At 62.6% G+C, this 15250-nt stretch carries 17 protein-coding genes and 1 tRNA gene; 2 read left to right on the top strand and 16 right to left on the bottom strand.

Annotation, left to right across the window (positions count from 1 at the left end):
• Window position 1: 1 nt before the first annotated feature.
• From LUN51_RS12305 to LUN51_RS12265, 10 genes are all read right to left on the bottom strand, one after another.
• Window positions 2-76, bottom strand: a tRNA-Lys gene (locus LUN51_RS12305).
• 68 nt (window positions 77-144) lie between these two features.
• Window positions 145-1005, bottom strand: a complete 861-nt coding sequence (gene rluB / locus LUN51_RS12300; protein ID WP_040244597.1) for a 23S rRNA pseudouridine(2605) synthase RluB — start codon at window positions 1003-1005, stop codon at window positions 145-147.
• Window positions 1002-1865, bottom strand: a complete 864-nt coding sequence (gene scpB / locus LUN51_RS12295; protein WP_040244600.1) for an SMC-Scp complex subunit ScpB — start codon at window positions 1863-1865, stop codon at window positions 1002-1004. Before scpB ends, rluB begins: the two co-directional genes overlap by 4 nt.
• Entirely contained in the window at window positions 1865-2776 is a 912-nt protein-coding gene (locus LUN51_RS12290) for a segregation and condensation protein A (RefSeq protein ID WP_040244601.1), read from the bottom strand. The genes scpB and LUN51_RS12290 overlap by 1 nt, the downstream gene beginning before the upstream one ends.
• Window positions 2777-2890: 114 nt before the next feature.
• A complete protein-coding gene (gene pqqE / locus LUN51_RS12285; RefSeq protein ID WP_040244604.1) occupies window positions 2891-4006 on the bottom strand; it encodes a pyrroloquinoline quinone biosynthesis protein PqqE in 1116 nt (371 codons plus the stop codon).
• Entirely contained in the window at window positions 4003-4284 is a 282-nt protein-coding gene (gene pqqD, locus LUN51_RS12280) for a pyrroloquinoline quinone biosynthesis peptide chaperone PqqD (RefSeq protein ID WP_040244607.1), read from the bottom strand. Before pqqD ends, pqqE begins: the two co-directional genes overlap by 4 nt.
• Window positions 4281-5048 (bottom strand): pyrroloquinoline-quinone synthase PqqC, encoded by a 768-nt coding sequence (gene pqqC, locus LUN51_RS12275; protein WP_246921466.1) that lies wholly within the window; start codon window positions 5046-5048, stop codon window positions 4281-4283. Before pqqC ends, pqqD begins: the two co-directional genes overlap by 4 nt.
• A complete protein-coding gene (gene pqqB / locus LUN51_RS12270; protein WP_277811498.1) occupies window positions 5048-5947 on the bottom strand; it encodes a pyrroloquinoline quinone biosynthesis protein PqqB in 900 nt (299 codons plus the stop codon). Before pqqB ends, pqqC begins: the two co-directional genes overlap by 1 nt.
• Before the next feature lie 7 nt (window positions 5948-5954).
• A complete protein-coding gene (pqqA, locus tag LUN51_RS17455; protein WP_407652258.1) occupies window positions 5955-6023 on the bottom strand; it encodes a pyrroloquinoline quinone precursor peptide PqqA in 69 nt (22 codons plus the stop codon).
• 79 nt (window positions 6024-6102) lie between these two features.
• A complete protein-coding gene (locus tag LUN51_RS12265) occupies window positions 6103-7944 on the bottom strand; it encodes a DEAD/DEAH box helicase (RefSeq protein WP_277811497.1) in 1842 nt (613 codons plus the stop codon).
• Window positions 7945-8095: 151 nt separating this feature from the next.
• Between LUN51_RS12265 and LUN51_RS12260 the strand changes: the two genes are divergently transcribed.
• Window positions 8096-8305 carry a hypothetical protein gene (locus tag LUN51_RS12260; protein ID WP_277811496.1) on the top strand — a complete coding sequence of 70 codons (210 nt, stop codon included), beginning with the start codon at window positions 8096-8098 and terminating at the stop codon, window positions 8303-8305.
• A gap of 48 nt (window positions 8306-8353) precedes the next feature.
• The gene (locus LUN51_RS12255; RefSeq protein WP_277811495.1) at window positions 8354-8671 is read left to right on the top strand and encodes a putative quinol monooxygenase; all 318 of its coding nucleotides are present in this window, start codon (window positions 8354-8356) and stop codon (window positions 8669-8671) included.
• Window positions 8672-8750: 79 nt separating this feature from the next.
• On the opposite strand, the gene LUN51_RS12250 is transcribed toward LUN51_RS12255, so the two are convergent.
• From LUN51_RS12250 to LUN51_RS12225, 6 genes are all read right to left on the bottom strand, one after another.
• Window positions 8751-9809, bottom strand: a complete 1059-nt coding sequence (locus LUN51_RS12250; protein WP_277811494.1) for a tartrate dehydrogenase — start codon at window positions 9807-9809, stop codon at window positions 8751-8753.
• Between the two features lie 33 nt (window positions 9810-9842).
• The gene (locus tag LUN51_RS12245) at window positions 9843-11006 is read right to left on the bottom strand and encodes a mandelate racemase/muconate lactonizing enzyme family protein (RefSeq protein ID WP_277811493.1); all 1164 of its coding nucleotides are present in this window, start codon (window positions 11004-11006) and stop codon (window positions 9843-9845) included.
• A 40-nt stretch (window positions 11007-11046) separates the two neighbouring features.
• Complete coding sequence (locus LUN51_RS12240; protein ID WP_277811492.1) at window positions 11047-11502, bottom strand: tripartite tricarboxylate transporter TctB family protein; 456 nt, start codon at window positions 11500-11502, stop codon at window positions 11047-11049.
• Window positions 11499-13040, bottom strand: coding sequence for a tripartite tricarboxylate transporter permease (locus LUN51_RS12235; protein ID WP_277811491.1), 1542 nt, complete (start codon window positions 13038-13040; stop codon window positions 11499-11501). Before LUN51_RS12235 ends, LUN51_RS12240 begins: the two co-directional genes overlap by 4 nt.
• 103 nt (window positions 13041-13143) lie before the next feature.
• A complete protein-coding gene (locus tag LUN51_RS12230) occupies window positions 13144-14103 on the bottom strand; it encodes a Bug family tripartite tricarboxylate transporter substrate binding protein (protein WP_277811490.1) in 960 nt (319 codons plus the stop codon).
• Between the two features lie 334 nt (window positions 14104-14437).
• The gene (locus tag LUN51_RS12225) at window positions 14438-15184 is read right to left on the bottom strand and encodes a FadR/GntR family transcriptional regulator (protein WP_277811489.1); all 747 of its coding nucleotides are present in this window, start codon (window positions 15182-15184) and stop codon (window positions 14438-14440) included.
• Between the last annotated feature and the right edge of the window lie 66 nt (window positions 15185-15250).

Raw genomic sequence — 15250 nt, 5'->3', positions numbered from 1 at the left:
ATGGTGGGTCGTGTAGGATTCGAACCTACGACCAATTGGTTAAAAGCCAACTGCTCTACCACTGAGCTAACGACCCGTCCCGATAGGGCGCACATAGTACTGATAACACTCGACATTGACAAGATTTTTTTGCTGAAAAGCCGCTCACTGAGAGCGCCGCGAGCTCTTCGGCTTGCGCATGGCATTGACCGGGCGGCGCTTGTTCTTGTCGCGGCTCCAACGGTTCTGCTCGTCGGGCGTCAACGCGGGTACCTTGCGCGCCGACAGGCCTGCCAATTGCGCCAGGTCGTCTACTTCTTCCTGGGAAAGCTCGACCCATTCACCCGCCTTGGCGCGCTTATCGAGGAAAATATTGCCGTAACGAACTCGCTTGAGGCGGCTCACCGTGAGCTCTTGCGACTCCCAGAGCCGTCGCACCTCGCGATTGCGCCCTTCGAGAATCACCACGTGGAACCACGTATTGATCCCTTCGCCACCGAACTCCTGAACATCGGTGAAACGCGCCGGACCATCTTCGAGCATCACGCCCTCGGTCATGGCAGTCACGTGCTCCTGGCGAACGCCGCCCATCACGCGTACCGCGTATTCGCGCTCGACCTGCGTGGAGGGATGCATCAAGCGATTGGCAAGCTCCCCGTCAGTGGTGAATAGCAACAGACCGCTGGTATTGATATCCAGGCGACCGATGGCGATCCAGCGCTCCCCTTTGAGGCGCGGCAGGCGGTCAAAGACAGTCCGCCTTCCCTCGGGATCACGGCGCGTACACAACTCGCCCTCGGGCTTGTTGTACATGATGACGCGCCGCGGCACTTCCTCGGCAGCGCGCAGGTTGACGGGGCGCTCGTCGAGGGTGACCCGGTCACGCGTCTCGATGCGATCACCCAGTGTAGCGACCTGGCCGTTGACCTTGACGCGGCCATCGGTGATGGCCGTTTCCATCTCACGGCGCGAGCCGAAGCCCGCGCGGGCCAGGACCTTCTGCAATTTTTCGGTAGGCGTGTTCATGAATCGAACGTTGTCTCGTCTGTTGAATGTTCCGCGTCCGCCGCGTGGGCGTCGTCGTCCGGATGGGACGGTTCGGCCTCCTCCGTGCGCCGGCGGGCGCGTTCGGCCAGGCGAGTCTCGAGTTCGGCGAAACTCAATCCCGACCGCTCGGACGCCGTCTCGGCGTGCTGGTCGTCGGCCATCCCGGCCGTCGTTAGATCTTGCGTGTCCTCGGATACCGCTGTGGCATCCTCGTCCAGAGGCGTATTCTCGGCGTTGTCGGCGTGACTGTCACGCGCTGATGATAGCGACGCGTCGCTATGCCCCAGGGCCTCCTCGAAACGCGTCTCGAATTCCTTGAGTTCGTGCATCGGCGGCAAGGCATCGAGCGTCTTGAGGCCGAAGTCGTCGAGAAAAGTACGTGTCGTCGCATAGACCGACGGCCGCCCCGGCACGTCACGCTGCCCCACGACGCGGATCCATCCCCGTTCGGTCAGGGTACGCATGATTGAGCTGCTGACAGAGACGCCACGAACCTCTTCGATATCGCCACGGGTCACTGGTTGACGATAGGCGATCAGTGCCAAGGTCTCCAGCAGCGCGCGCGAATAACGCTGCGGTTTTTCATCCCACAGCCGCGATATCCAAGGAGAAAAGCGTGCACGGATGCGCACTTGAAACCCAGATGCGGTCTCGATGAGTTCCAAAGCGCTATGTTCGAGGCGCTCGCCCAGGCGCGCCAAGGCATCGCGCAACTCACCACGCGATGGACGCTCACGCTCGTCGAACAGACTCTCCAGGCGTTCAGAGGTCAACGGTTCGCCGGCGGCCAACAATGCTGCTTCGCAGACTTCGTCGAGAGACGTCGACGCCTCATTCATCAGGGGTCCTCTTCGGCATCGGCAAAGGCGCTTTCCCCGCCATCGTCATCGTCCGTCCCGGCGGTGTCGTCGACCGACTCGGCCGACAATCGAGCACGCACATGAATCGGCGACAGCGGCGCGTTCTGCGCGATCTCGATCATCGCCTCCTTGGCCAGTTCGAGAATCGCCATGAAGGTCACCACCACGCCCGCGCGCCCTTCCTCAAGCGTGAACAACGTCTCGAACGGGGTATAACGCTGGCCGTCCAGTTGCTCCATGATACGTAACATGCGCTCGCGGGTGGACAGCACCTCGCGACTGATCTGGTGAGACTGCTGAAACTCAGCCCGCTTGAGCAATCCTGACAGGGCGTGTAGAAGCTCATCCAGCTCGACTCGGGGATGCACCACCCGGGTTTCGAGCGTGGGTAGCGCGGCCTGAGCCGCTACCCAGTCGCGCCCTTCGCGCGGCAGCTCATCCAGCCCCTCGGCGGCCAACTTCAACTGCTCGTATTCCTGCAGGCGACGGATCAACTCGGCACGCGGGTCTTCCGCGTCCTCATCCTCGCTCTTGGGCGGACGCGGCAACAACGTACGCGACTTGATTTCCGCCAACATGGCGGCCATCAGCAAATACTCGCCGGCCAGATCGATCTCCAGCGCACGCATCAACTCGACGTATTCGATGTACTGATGCGTGATCGCCGCTACGTCGATACCCAGGATGTCGAGATTCTGGCGTCGGATCAGGTACAGCAACAGATCGAGCGGCCCTTCGAAGGTCTCGAGAAAGACGCGCAGCGCCTCGGGCGGAATGTAGAGATCTTCCGGCAGTTCGGTGATCGGCTGATCGTGCAGGCGCGCCAATACAGCCGCTTGGGACGCGACCGAGGCGGTATCGGCACTGACAGGCTCGGCGGTATCACTCACGCGTGACGTTCTCCTCGACTGCGCCTCACGGCGCGACCTTCGACAAGCGCGCAGTGTAGCAAGGCCACCGGGAGGCGAACACGCCCCCGTCACGCAAGACGCGTCGGTGGATCGTCAGGCGCCCTCGGTCGTCCGCGCAAAGCGCCGATAGGTGAAGTCGGGATCCCCCGCGGCATCGAGCACTGCCAAGGTCTGGACCTCGTCGTGATAAGGCGATTTTTCGCATACCGGGTCCATCTGCGCGGCATCACCGGTGAGCATCAGCGCCTGACAACGGCAGCCGCCCCAGTCGATTTCCTTGCGCTCGCAGCTCTGGCAAGTCTCGGGCATCCAATCCGTACCGCGATAGGCGTTGAAGGCCGGGCTGTCGTACCAGATATCGCCCAGCCCATGATCCGCGACATTCCAGAACTCCAGGTGCGGGATCGTCTCCGCTGCATGGCATGGCAGCACCTTGCCCGATGGCGTCACATTGAGTGACTGACGCCCCCAGCCGTTCATGCAAGGCTTGGGCAGACGCGCATGGTAATCCGGCACTACGGCATCGATGACCAGGCGCCCTTGCAGGCGTTCACGCGCGGCCTCGACCCGCTCGACAGCCTCCATGACCTGCTCGCGACTCGGCATCAGAGCCGCGCGATTGACCAACGCCCAGCCATAGTACTGCGCATGGGCGATCTCCAGCCGCCGCGCGCCCAATTCTACGGCCAGATCCACGAACTCATCGATCTGATGCAGGTTGGCGCGGTGAATCACCGCGTTCAACGTCAACGGCAGCCCAATGTCCGTCACCTCGGCGGCGAAGGCGCGCTTGCGCGCATGGGCGCCGGTCATGTTGGCGACGTGATCAGTCACCTCGGGCGTCGCGCCCTGAAACGACAGTTGAACGTGATCGAGGCCCGCATCCGCCAGGGTCTCCAGCCGGGCGCGGTCGATGTTGACGCCGGCGGTAATCAGGTTGGAATACAAGCCCGCGTCAACGCAGGCCTTTACCAGTTCGGGCAAGTCGGGGCGCAGCGCGGGCTCGCCGCCCGAGAGATGGACTTGCAGCACGCCAAGCTCGGCGGCTTCGGCGAAGACGCGTTGCCAGGTCGCGGTATCCAGCTCTTGGCGGCGGCGCTCCAGCGCCACGGGATTGGAGCAGTACGGGCACTGCAGCGGGCAGCGGTGCGTCAACTCCGCCAGCATCCCCATAGGCGGCTGCACATCATAAGCTTGCGAATGTGTCATGCGACCTCCAGGACACGTTTCTCGACCAACCCAGCGAACATGGCCGTCACGTCTTGGGCGATACGCTCGCGCGGCGCCTGATAGGTCTCGCACAGCTGATCGATGATCGCGCCGACGCTGCGCTCGCCATCCACCTGGCTGACCACGGTTTGAGCAATGCCATCGAGCTGAAAGACACGCTCGGGCGCCAGCAATACCCAGCCACCCCGCTGCTTATCTTCGCGCAGCCTGACGCCGCGTGGCAGGCGCACGATGTCGCTTTCCTGAATTGCCGTCATAACGCCTCTGTTTGCGCTTCGCCATCCCAGGCCCCGGGTGGCACATGGCCGGGCGCGACATAGGCGTGATGCAAGGCGTCCAGTTGTGTCCACAGCACCTGGCATTTGAATATCAATGCCTCGAGCACCGCCTGCTGCTGATCCGGACGTTCGGCATGGCGCTTGACGTAGTCGAGCGCCATCTCCGCATCCCGCGGCGCCTGGGTCAGACGCGGTTCGAAATAGGCCAGAGTCTCGGCGGAGACGAAGTCGTAGTGCTTGAGCATGCCACTGACCCGCTGGCCGATCACCAGCGGTGAAAACAGCTCGGTCAACGACGAGGCAATGGCCTCCAGCACGCTGCGCTCGCGCACGAAATGAAGGTAAGCCTCCACCGCGAAACGTGTAGCTGGCAGAACCCGCCGGGTCGAGACCACCATCTCGCGGTCCAGTCCCAACCCGTCGGTGAGCGTCAGCCAACGCGAGATGCCGCCCTCGCCCTCCGCTTCACCGTCGTGGTCCACCAGCCGGGCGCGCCACTCGCGGCGCAGCGCCGGGTCGTCGAGGCGTGCGATCAGCGAGGCATCCTTGAGCGGAATCATCGACTGATAGTAATAGCGGTTGAGGGCCCATGCCTGCACCTGACGGCGATTCAACTCACCGTTTTGCAGCATGAGCTGAAAAGGGTGACGGTGATGGTAACGCTGCTCGCCTATCGCCCGTAAACGTGCTTCCAGGTCGTCCGCGCTCAACGCCTCGCGGATCGGGGTTTCAATATCACTCATCAGCATTCCAGTTCCATGCCGTCGTGGGCGATTTCCCAACCGTGACGCGTGGCTTCCCGGCGCTCCGGGGAATCGTCGATCAACACCGGATTGGTGTTGTTGATATGGATGAAGACACGCCGCCCGATGTTCAGAGACGACATCGCCGCCATACTGCCCGACTCGCCGGCCATCGACATGTGCCCCATGCGGCTCCCCGTCTTGTGGCCAACGCTGGCGCGGATCATCTCGTCATCACGCCATAGTGTGCCATCGAACAGCACCAGGTCGGCGCCCTCGAGACGCGCCGCCAAACGCTCGGTCAGCGCCGCGCAACCGGGGATGTAATAGGCACGTCGCGCGCCGACGCGAAACTCCACGCCCACGGTGGCCTCGCCTTCGCTGCCGATGTCGGGGTCCTCGCCCTCCAGGTACAGCGCTGCCTTGCCGGGCACCGCGAATATCCGCGCTTCGAGCCCATCGGTTAACGTCAGGGTCTGCTCCAGATCAACGCCGACGCGTTCGACATAGTCGGGATTGAGGACGTTGAAGACCGGGCTGTCGCGCAACGCGGCATGAATTTCCGACGTGGCATAAAGACGATAGGGCGAACTTTCACGCAAGCTCAACAAGCCACCGACATGGTCGACGTCGCCGTTGGTCAGCAATACCGAGGCAATCGGGGTGTGGCGTTGCCCCTGCTGGGGAAACAGCGCGGGAGTTCGGCGTATCTGGGTCAGCACTTCGGGAGCGCAATTGATCAGGGCCCATGACTGGCCATCGGCGCTCACCGCAAGAGAGGACTGAGTTCTCGGCGTGACGCGTGGATCACCCGCCCACGCCAACCGGCATACATCACAACGACAGTTCCACTGAGGGAGGCCGCCACCGGCGGCCGCCCCGAGTACATGAATATACAACGCCGCCTCAGAATTCGGCGGGCATGTAATCGTTGATTTCCAACGCGATGCAGATTTCCTTCACTTCCGGGGTCATCCAAGCCATTTTCGTCTCTCCATCAAAGTGAATTTCGCCATTCAATCATAAACCGTTAGCGTGATTAGCGCATCATCAACTAGTCATTGCCTGTCGCTCCATCGGCCTTGCGGTAGCGCCCCGCGTAGTCGAAGAGCTTATCGCGGATCTGCCAGTAACGACCGACCTTGCGTCCCACGACGAAATCCGGGGCCTTGAGCCGCTGCTCTCCGGCAATGACGTCTTCCGCCGAGCGTGGCTGCCAGTCGATCCCCGGTGCGCGCAGGTGATGGCGCAGAAAGGCCAGGGTGAAGGCGCGACGCTGCGCGGCAGTTTCCAGCGCAAACCATTCGTCGAGCGTGGCGCCGTCCTCATCATGGTAGGTCACCTTCAGGCGGGGTAGCCCGCGACCGTTGGTTACCGCCTGTAACTGCATGCCCGAGACACGCAGGACCTTGGCTTCCTTGAGGCGCAGTGCGGCCTTGAGTTTGTCGTCGGGATCGACCATGCGCTCGCCGCATTGATGGCAGGCGCGCGCGGCGATGTCGTTTTCCGCACCGCACTGATCGCAGACCTTGAAGCGAAAGCGAAAGTCGCACTGCCAGCGCCGTCCGTCCGCGCCTTCCACCAGGCCTTGGCAGCGGCGGCCGTGATGTTCGATGACCAGATCGCCATCACGCTTGCCCCAGAACAGATTGGCGTGCCCGCACGCCGGGCACTCCACCTGCACCGGCTCAGAGTCTGAATCGGGGCGGGGTTCACCGACTTCCGGCGCGTATAAATCCCAGGGATTGCCCGCGTAATCGAGGATCAGACAGTCTTCCTTGCCAGAGGACAAACGCAACCCACGCCCGACGACTTGTTGATACAGGCTGACTGACTCCGTGGGCCGCAGGATCGCGATCAGATCCACGTGCGGCGCATCGAAGCCGGTGGTGAGAACCGCCACGTTGACGAGATACTTCAACCGCTGCGCCTTGAAGTCCTCGATCAGTGCTTCGCGCTCCTGCCCTGGCGTCGCGCCCACGATCAGGGCCGCCTGCTGCGCCGGCAAATAGCCCATGATTTCCCGCGCGTGCGCCACCGTGGCCGCGAAGATCATCACGCCGCGCCGCTCGCGGGCCTGCTCGACGACCTCGGCGATGATACCCGGCGTCGCCCGGTGCCCTTGCACGACGCGGTTCAGCTCCGCTTCCTCGAAGCCGCCGCCGCGACCGGGCGACAGCCGCGAGAAGTCATACCGGGTCTGCTCGCCATCCTCGGCATACAGCGCGGCATCCACGCGCCGGGGCGGCGCCAGATAACCCTGCTTGACCATCAGCCGCAGTGGCTGCTCGAACACGCAATCCTGAAAGAAGCAATCCGCGTCGCCGCGCACCATGCCGTGGTGATGACGGTGGTAGATGAAGCCTTGCCCCAGACGATACGGCGTCGCCGTCAGGCCCAGCACCTTGAGGCGCGGGTTGTGGCGCCGCAGGTGCGCGATCACCTGATGATAGCTCGACGCGCCCTTGTCATCCCGGACCTTGCCCGCCGACGCCCCCGGCGGAATGCGGTGGCACTCGTCGATGACCAGCAGGGTGAACGCGCCCCACTCGTCATGTGCCTCGAAACGCTCCAGGCTCCTGACCACGGACTGCACCGAACCGAAGACCACCTGACGCTCGCTCTCCTTGCGCCCCAGACCGGCACTGAACAGGTCCGCCTCCAGTCCATAGGCGCGGTACTTGGCATGGTTCTGCTCGACCAGCTCCCGAACGTGGGCCAGCACCAGGACCCGGCCGCGTGCCAGCCGCGCCAGTTCGGCAATGACCAGCGACTTGCCACTGCCGGTGGGCAGCACCACCACGGCGGGATCGTCGCCGCGCCGGAAATGCGCGATGACGTTATCGACGGTCTGATGCTGGTAGGGGCGAAGCGAGGGCGCGCTCATGCGGGACATCCACGGGCCAAAAGGCGAATGTTAGCATCGCCGACAAGGCCTCGGGGGCGGTCGATACCTTGATCTTGCCACCGAGCGCCCCGATTTCATGAGTACAACGCGATGTCATGATGTTATCGAATCGCGGCAACATCGACTATCAGGAGGTCTCATGCAAGCTCCCACCAGCCCCGACTGTCCCGATTGCGGTAGCCGTGCCAAGCGCTTCCCTCCCGGTCGCGAGGGCCAGTACCATGTCTTTTGCGAAGATTGCGGCCATGACTTCGGGCGCTACGACCGCCTCGTCTCGAACTATCGCCATACCCTCGACGAGTTGGAGGCGCATCTTGAAACGGCGCCTGGCGCATCGCGAGACACCTGATCCCGTGCCGACCAGGCACTCATCATCTTCTTTTCCAGCGGAGGCCACATGTCCTCGACCACATCGCATTTCGTCGTGCTCGCCGAGTTCCGGATCAAGGAAGGCCAGGTGCCTGCCTTTCTCGCCCTGGCACACAACGACGCCAACGAATCACTGGCCAATGAGGAAGGCTGCCTGGTATTCGACGTGCTGACGCCGGAAGGCAGCGACAACCTCGTCGTGCTGCACGAGGTCTATCGCGACCGCGCCGCCTTCGAGCACCACATGCAGATGCCCCACTACGCGCCGTTTAAGGAAGGCAGCGCTCCATTGCTCGTCGATGAGCCGTCGGTACGCTTCTTCTACACGGCGACACGCCCCGAATAACGCGCCTTCGCCGGGGAGCACTAGACCGCAGTGCCGAGCGACGCCTCGGGCTGCGGTCTTGCCACATCGCTCGCCGAACTCAGCGGCTCAGTTCGTTCACGACCGCCTGGGTGATCTCCTGCGTCGTCGCCTCGCCGCCCACATCGCGGGAATGAACGCCGGAACACGTCAGCCGCTCGATCGCCGCCATCAATCGCTCGGCCGCCGTGGTTTCGCCCAGATGCTCCAGCATCATGACCGCCGTCCAGAAGGCGCCCACCGGGTTGGCGATGCCTTGGCCGGCAATGTCGAAGGCCGAGCCATGGATCGGCTCGAACATCGAGGGAAAGGTTCGCTCGGGGTTCAGGTTCGCGGTCGGCGCAATCCCCAGGCTTCCCGTCAGCGCCGCCGCCAGGTCGGAAATGATGTCGGCGTGCAGGTTGGTCGCTACCACGGTGTCCAGCGTGCCCGGCTTGAGCACCATGCGCGTGGTCACGGCATCGACGAGTTCACGGTCGATCTCGACGTCGGGGTAATCTTTGGCCACCTCGAAGAACACCTCATCCCATAGCACCATGCCGTGCCGCTGAGCGTTGGATTTGGTCACCAGGGTCAGCATCTTGCGCGGCCGGCTTCGGGCCATCTCGAAAGCGAAGCGATGGATACGCTCCACACCCTTGCGCGAGAAGATCGACACCTCGGTGCCGACTTCTTCCGGCAAGCCACGATGCACCCTCCCCCCGTTACCGGAATACTCGCCTTCGCTGTTCTCGCGAATGATCACCCAGTCGATCTTCTCGGCATCCTGCAACCGGCTGCCGATGCCGGGCAGCAACCGAGCGGGGCGCACGTTGGCGTACTGATCGAACCCCTGGCAGATTGCCAAGCGAAGGTCCCATAGCGAGACGTGATCCGGCACTTGCTGGCTGCCCACCGCACCGAAATAGATGGCATCGAAAGTGGCCAGTTCTTCCAGCCCCCCTTCGGGAATGTAGCGGCCATGCTCCAGGTAATGATCGGAACTCCACGGAAAGTCGCTGAAAGCGAAGCTCAGCTCACCGCTTTTCTCCGCCAGGGCCTGCAGGACTTGCTTGCCGGCTTCGATGACCTCGATCCCGACGCCGTCGCCGGGAATCACGGCGATCTTGTGATGACGCATGATGAATATCCTCTGCTGCGATTGGCCCAAGACCTACAGGTGGGCGTGAAAAACCTTCATCAACTCAGCCTTGTCCTCGAAGCCGATGCCCGGCATGGTCGGAATCGCCACGTAGCCGTTCTCGACTGGTGTGGAGTCGGCGAAGCCGCCGAAGGGAGCAAAGACGCGCGGGTAGGATTCGTTGCCGCCCAGCTTGAGGCCGGCGGCGATGTTGAGGGCGAACTGATGTCCACCGTGAGGGATGCACTGGCGGGGCGACCAGCCGCGAATGCGCAGTTCGTCCAGCATGCGCAGGTACTCCACCAACCCGTAGGATAGCACCGGGTCCATCTGCAGGATGTCGCGGTCGGGGCGCATGCCGCCATGGCGCAACAGGTTGCGCACGTCCTGGTGGGAGAACAGGTTTTCCCCCGTGGCGGTCGGGCCGGCATAGTGCTCGCATAGCTGACGCTGCAGGGCGTAGTCGAGCGGGTCACCGGCCTCCTCGTACCAGCGCACCCCGAAGGGGGCCAGGCCATCGGCGAAGGCCAGCGTGTCCTGCAGACCGAAACGGCCATTGGCATCCACCGCCAGGCGCGACGCCTCGCCCACGACCTCCAGTGCCGCCTCGACGCGCGGCAAGTCTTCTTCCAGCGGCACACCGCCGATCTTCATCTTGATGGCCACGTAGCCCATCTCCAGGTAATCGCGCATCTCTTCCTGAAGACCCTGGATTTCCTTGCCGGGATGGTAATAGCCGCCGGCGGCATAGACCGAGACGCGCCGATCCACCTCGCCGTCCCCGAAGCGCTCGGCCAGTAGCTGCGCCAGCGGCTTGTTCTCGACCTTGGCCACGATGTCCCAGATCGCCATGTCGATGATACCCACCGCCACCGAGCGCTCGCCGTGGCCGCCCGGCTTCTCGTTGGCCATCACCGTCGCCCAGACCTTGAACGGATCGAGATTGCGGCCACTGTCATCGAGCAACGACGCCGGGTCCGCTTCCTCCAGGCGTGGCAGGAAACGCTCCCGCAGCAGGCCGCTCTGGGCATAGCGTCCGTTCGAATTGAAGCCGTAGCCCACGACCTGCCGGCCATCGACCTTGGCGTCGGTGTAGATCGCCAGGATGGAGACATCCATCTTGGCAAACGAGATATAAGCGTTGGCGATGTCGGAAGCGATCGACACCCGCGCCTCCTTGATGTCGGTAATTCGCATGCTTGCTCCTTGTCTTGCAGCCGAGAGAATGACTGAGCGATCACGACCAAATGCCGGACGGCAGCCTGACGTTCAGAACCTGCGTGAAAGCGAGATAGAACACGCCGATCAAAAGCGCGACGACCGGTACCCACTGTGCGAGGCGCCGTCTGGACACGACTCCTTCCACGCTTGCCAGATACCAGGTCAGGCCGAAGAAAATGATGGCCGTCGCCACCAGAAAGCCCAGCAGGTCGATGGCGTACCACCAGACGAACAGGACGGCGATCATGATCACCAGGCGGCGCGGGTTGCCTTCGATCGTGACCTCGCGCGCCGCCGGCTTGGTGAAAGCCTTGACGATCAGCGCCAGGGACAGCACGACCATGATCACCAGGATGGCGCGGGGAAAGATGATGCTCAGCCGGCCCATGCCCTCGCGCGGGAACCACAGGACGGCGGCGAACAGCAAGCCGAAGAGCCCCGCGGCGAAGTCGGTGTTGAGGCGCAGGGTCATGATGTCTTCTCCTCGTCCGAGTCGACCTTGGCCATGCGTCCGCTACGCTCCAGCCATCCCGGCAGCAGGGTCGTCGCGACACTCAGCACCACCAGGCAGGCCAGCACGATGGACAGCGGGTTGGCCAATAGACGCAGCCAGGGAATCGGGTCGACAACGGCTGTCAGCATGGTCTGTACATAGCCCTTCTCGGCAATGACACCCAGAATCATACCCAGGACGATAGGCGCCGCCTGGATGCCGATCAGGCGCAGGAAATACCCCACCGAGCCCAGCAGCATCATGATGAACACGTCGGTCATGCTGTTACGCAGCGCATAGGTCCCCAGAATGGTAACCATGGCGATGCTCGGCAGCAGGAAGTAAAACGGCGTCTTGACCACGACGCGATGAATCAAGCGCCCGCCCAGCAGGCCGACCGGCAGCAGGAACATGGCCGCGAAGCCCATCGAGAGAATGAAGCCATTGGTCAGCACCCCGGTTTCGGTGAACAGATCCAGCCCCGGACGCAGGCCATGCATGAGCAACACCCCGAGGATGATGGCATCCGGCGGCGCGCCGGGAATGCCCAGAGTCAGCAGCGGCACCATGCTGCCCGCCACCATGACGTTGTTGCTCGACTCCGAGGCGATCACGCCATCGACGTTGCCCTTGCCGAACGATGACGGATCCCTGGAGAAACGGCGGGCTTCGTTGTATGCCACCAGACTGGTGACATTCCCCCCCGCCCCCGGGATGATGGCGATGATCTGCCCGATGATGCATGAGCGAATCAGGTTGATGGGCTTGCCGAAGATATGCCGGCCCATGCGCATGATGGCCGAGCCCGCGCCTCCCTGAAGCTTGCCGCTTTCCGGCAAGGCGCCCCGCCCCTGGGCCGCCATCGAGATCAGCTCGGGAATCACGAACAGGCCGATCAGGGCGACGATCAGTTCAATGCCACCCTGCAGCGCCGGTATGCCGAAGATGAAGCGAGTCTCGCCACCGATCGGCGAGACACCGATGGTGCTCAGCAGCATGCCGATGCAACCACCTAGCAATCCCTTAAGCAGCGACCCGCTCGAGAGACTGGCCACCAGGGTCAGGCCCAACAATGCTACCCAGAACATCTCGGCCGGTCCGAACACCACGGCAAGCCTTGCCAGGGGCGGCGCCAGCAAGAGCAGGAAAGCCACCCCAATGATGCCGCCGACCACCGAGGCGATGGTCGCGGCGGCCAGGGCTTCGTAGGCCCGTCCCTGGCGCGCCATGGGATAACCGTCGAACGTCGTGGCGATGGACGACGGTGTCCCGGGCGTATTGATCAGGATGGCCGTGAAGGCGCCACCATAGATGGCGCCCATATAGACCGCCCCCAGCGCCATCAGGCCTTGCAGGGGCGACATCGTGAAGGTGAACGGCAACAGCACCGCCAGCGCCATGGTGGCCGTCAAGCCCGGCAGGGCGCCGATGAACAACCCTGCCGTTACCCCGCACAGGATTGTGGCGAGCCCTTCGAGGGTAAGGATCGAAAACAGGGCTTCCAGTAACATGTCCATGAGCCAACTCCCCTTTTCGCATGATGGGTCGCGTCATATGAGCGGCCGGCACCCGTCCCTGCGCCAAGAAGGCTTGCAGGGACGGGTGACGCATCATGTCGTGTTATTGGTTGGCTTTGGCTTCTTCGAGGATAGGTTGGTAAGCCGACTTGAGTTGCTGCATGACCTCGTCCACTTCGCCATCGGTGATATCGGTCATGACGAAGCCAAGCGGCTCCTGCTTCTCGGCGATACGCTCGTTGGTCTTCGCGAAGGCCTCTTCCAGCGTGTTGACGATCTCGTCCGGCGTTCCCTTGGGCACGGCCACACCGCGATAGGCACCGCCAACGATGTCATAGCCCAGCTCCTTGAACGTCGGTACGTCCGGAAGCGCGGGGACGCGTTCTTCCGAGGCCACGGCCAGGACACGGGCGTTATCCTGCATCTGCACGCCGAGCATCGAATAGTTGAAGATCCCCGATACATGGTTCCCCTGGACCGCCGCCGGCAACGGCCCCGTTCCCGTGAACGGAATGTAGGTCACGTCGATACCGGCTTCGCGCTCCAGGCGCAAGGCGCCCAGATGGTTGGCGCTGAAGGTCCCGCTACCGCCCAGAGTCACCGCCTGCGGGTTCTCCTTGGCGTATTGAACCAAGTCGTCGAGCGTCTCGAACTGGCTGTCCTTGGGAACGATCAAGGCATTGGGCGTGGTGTGGAAAAAGGTCACGATCTTCCAGTTGTCGGTTTCGTAACCGGCATTCTCACGCATGATGGGCTGGGCGATGATATGCGGGATATTCACCCCGATCATCTCGTATCCCGTGGGCTCGGCGTTGCTCTGGAACTCGCTCCAGCCGACGGCGCCCCCACCGCCAGGACGGTGATTGACGTTGACATCGACCCCCAGAATTTCTTCCAGATGAGGCTCCTGGAAGCGTGCGGTGACGTCGGACTCGCCACCTGGGTCGAACGGAATCGTGTAGGTAATGGGTTGTTCGGGGTACTCGGCGAGGGCGATGCCCGGCATGCCCAGGGCAGCCATCAGGGTGAGCGAGCCTACCCAGCGTGTCGTGGCGAGTGTCATTGGCGTACTCCTTGGTCTTCTTGTGGTCTGGCGACGTTTTCCGCTCGATTGTTCTTGTCACCGTCATGGCGGAGCGAATGAAACGTCATACGCATTTCGTGTCGGGGAAATGCATACCGCACCTTTGAAGCTAGCCAACTTGTAAAATCTGTCCACCATAAGAAGGTAGACCTTAGTCGGAGCACGCAGGAAAAACATGTTCCTCCGCACAGAATCAAAAAAATTTAAACAATAAAAACAAAGTTTTATTAGTAAGCAAGTCTTTTGGAGAAGGCAGGAACAACTTTAGCCAAGTTGTTTTAGGAGTTTTGTCACACGCTGCCAGATGACGTGGCTACCCTTCGAATACCCGACGGCGCGAGTTGCCGATGTGCTCGCGCATCCGCTGGCAGGCCAGTTCGGCATCGCCAGCACGAATGGCCTCGAAGATTCGCACATGCTCTTCCTGGACTTCCGGCAAATGCAGCCCCGGACGACGTAGCCCGAGGTTGCGCGCCAGGTTCTGGCCGAAATTGATCTGTGTTTGGAGGGACAGGAGGGTATCGGTGAAAAATCGGTTGTTGGTGGCGTTGGCCACCGCGAGGTGAAAGCCGAAATCCGCGTCCACCCCGAGCTCGCCTTCCTGGATACAGGTTTCCAGGCGCTGCAGGGCCTTCTCGATCTCCCTGATCGCCGCGGTCGAGGCATACTGCGTGGCCGCACGTGCCGACTCGCCCTCGAGCGCCGCGCGGAACTCGAAACAACGCTGCATGTCCGCCAGGCTGTCCAGCGGGGCGAAGTCCAGCATGGCACGGTCTGGGCGACGCATCACGTAACTGCCCGCGCCACGCTGCGATCTCACCAGGCCATCCTCCCGGAGCCGTGACAAGGCCTGGCGCACGATGGGCCGAGAGACTTGATTCATTTCGGCCAGTTTGGCCTCGGAGGGTAGCCGATGACCTTCGTCGTACTCCCCTTGAAGAATACGCTCGACTATAACGCCATAGACCTTGTCACTAAGCCTCGCAGGACCCGCGCGCGAGTCCGCGACACCCGCGTGAGAGAAGCCTCCGCGTCGCTGGGAGTTAGAGTCGTGTGTCATTGGCGGGCCCATGGATAAAACATACCCGATCAACCTAACGCATTTCGAGGCGCCTGTGGATCATGC

It is taken from the genome of Chromohalobacter canadensis, from assembly GCF_029544075.1.
GTDB lineage: Bacteria > Pseudomonadota > Gammaproteobacteria > Pseudomonadales > Halomonadaceae > Chromohalobacter > Chromohalobacter canadensis_A.
This window is presented reverse-complemented; position numbering and strand designations above follow the sequence as displayed.

What these genes read in the sequence shown, in the direction of transcription:
- rluB (WP_040244597.1), bottom strand. Translation starts at nt 1,005, where the DNA reads ATGAACACGCCTACCGAAAAATTGCAGAAGGTCCTGGCCCGCGCGGGC.
- scpB (WP_040244600.1), bottom strand. Translation starts at nt 1,865, where the DNA reads ATGAATGAGGCGTCGACGTCTCTCGACGAAGTCTGCGAAGCAGCATTG.
- pqqE (WP_040244604.1), bottom strand. Translation starts at nt 4,006, where the DNA reads ATGACACATTCGCAAGCTTATGATGTGCAGCCGCCTATGGGGATGCTG.
- pqqD (WP_040244607.1), bottom strand. Translation starts at nt 4,284, where the DNA reads ATGACGGCAATTCAGGAAAGCGACATCGTGCGCCTGCCACGCGGCGTC.
- pqqC (WP_246921466.1), bottom strand. Translation starts at nt 5,048, where the DNA reads ATGAGTGATATTGAAACCCCGATCCGCGAGGCGTTGAGCGCGGACGAC.
- LUN51_RS12265 (WP_277811497.1), bottom strand. Translation starts at nt 7,944, where the DNA reads ATGTCCCGCATGAGCGCGCCCTCGCTTCGCCCCTACCAGCATCAGACC.
- LUN51_RS12260 (WP_277811496.1), top strand. Translation starts at nt 8,096, where the DNA reads ATGCAAGCTCCCACCAGCCCCGACTGTCCCGATTGCGGTAGCCGTGCC.
- LUN51_RS12255 (WP_277811495.1), top strand. Translation starts at nt 8,354, where the DNA reads ATGTCCTCGACCACATCGCATTTCGTCGTGCTCGCCGAGTTCCGGATC.
- LUN51_RS12250 (WP_277811494.1), bottom strand. Translation starts at nt 9,809, where the DNA reads ATGCGTCATCACAAGATCGCCGTGATTCCCGGCGACGGCGTCGGGATC.
- LUN51_RS12245 (WP_277811493.1), bottom strand. Translation starts at nt 11,006, where the DNA reads ATGCGAATTACCGACATCAAGGAGGCGCGGGTGTCGATCGCTTCCGAC.
- LUN51_RS12240 (WP_277811492.1), bottom strand. Translation starts at nt 11,502, where the DNA reads ATGACCCTGCGCCTCAACACCGACTTCGCCGCGGGGCTCTTCGGCTTG.
- LUN51_RS12235 (WP_277811491.1), bottom strand. Translation starts at nt 13,040, where the DNA reads ATGGACATGTTACTGGAAGCCCTGTTTTCGATCCTTACCCTCGAAGGG.
- LUN51_RS12230 (WP_277811490.1), bottom strand. Translation starts at nt 14,103, where the DNA reads ATGACACTCGCCACGACACGCTGGGTAGGCTCGCTCACCCTGATGGCT.
- LUN51_RS12225 (WP_277811489.1), bottom strand. Translation starts at nt 15,184, where the DNA reads ATGACACACGACTCTAACTCCCAGCGACGCGGAGGCTTCTCTCACGCG.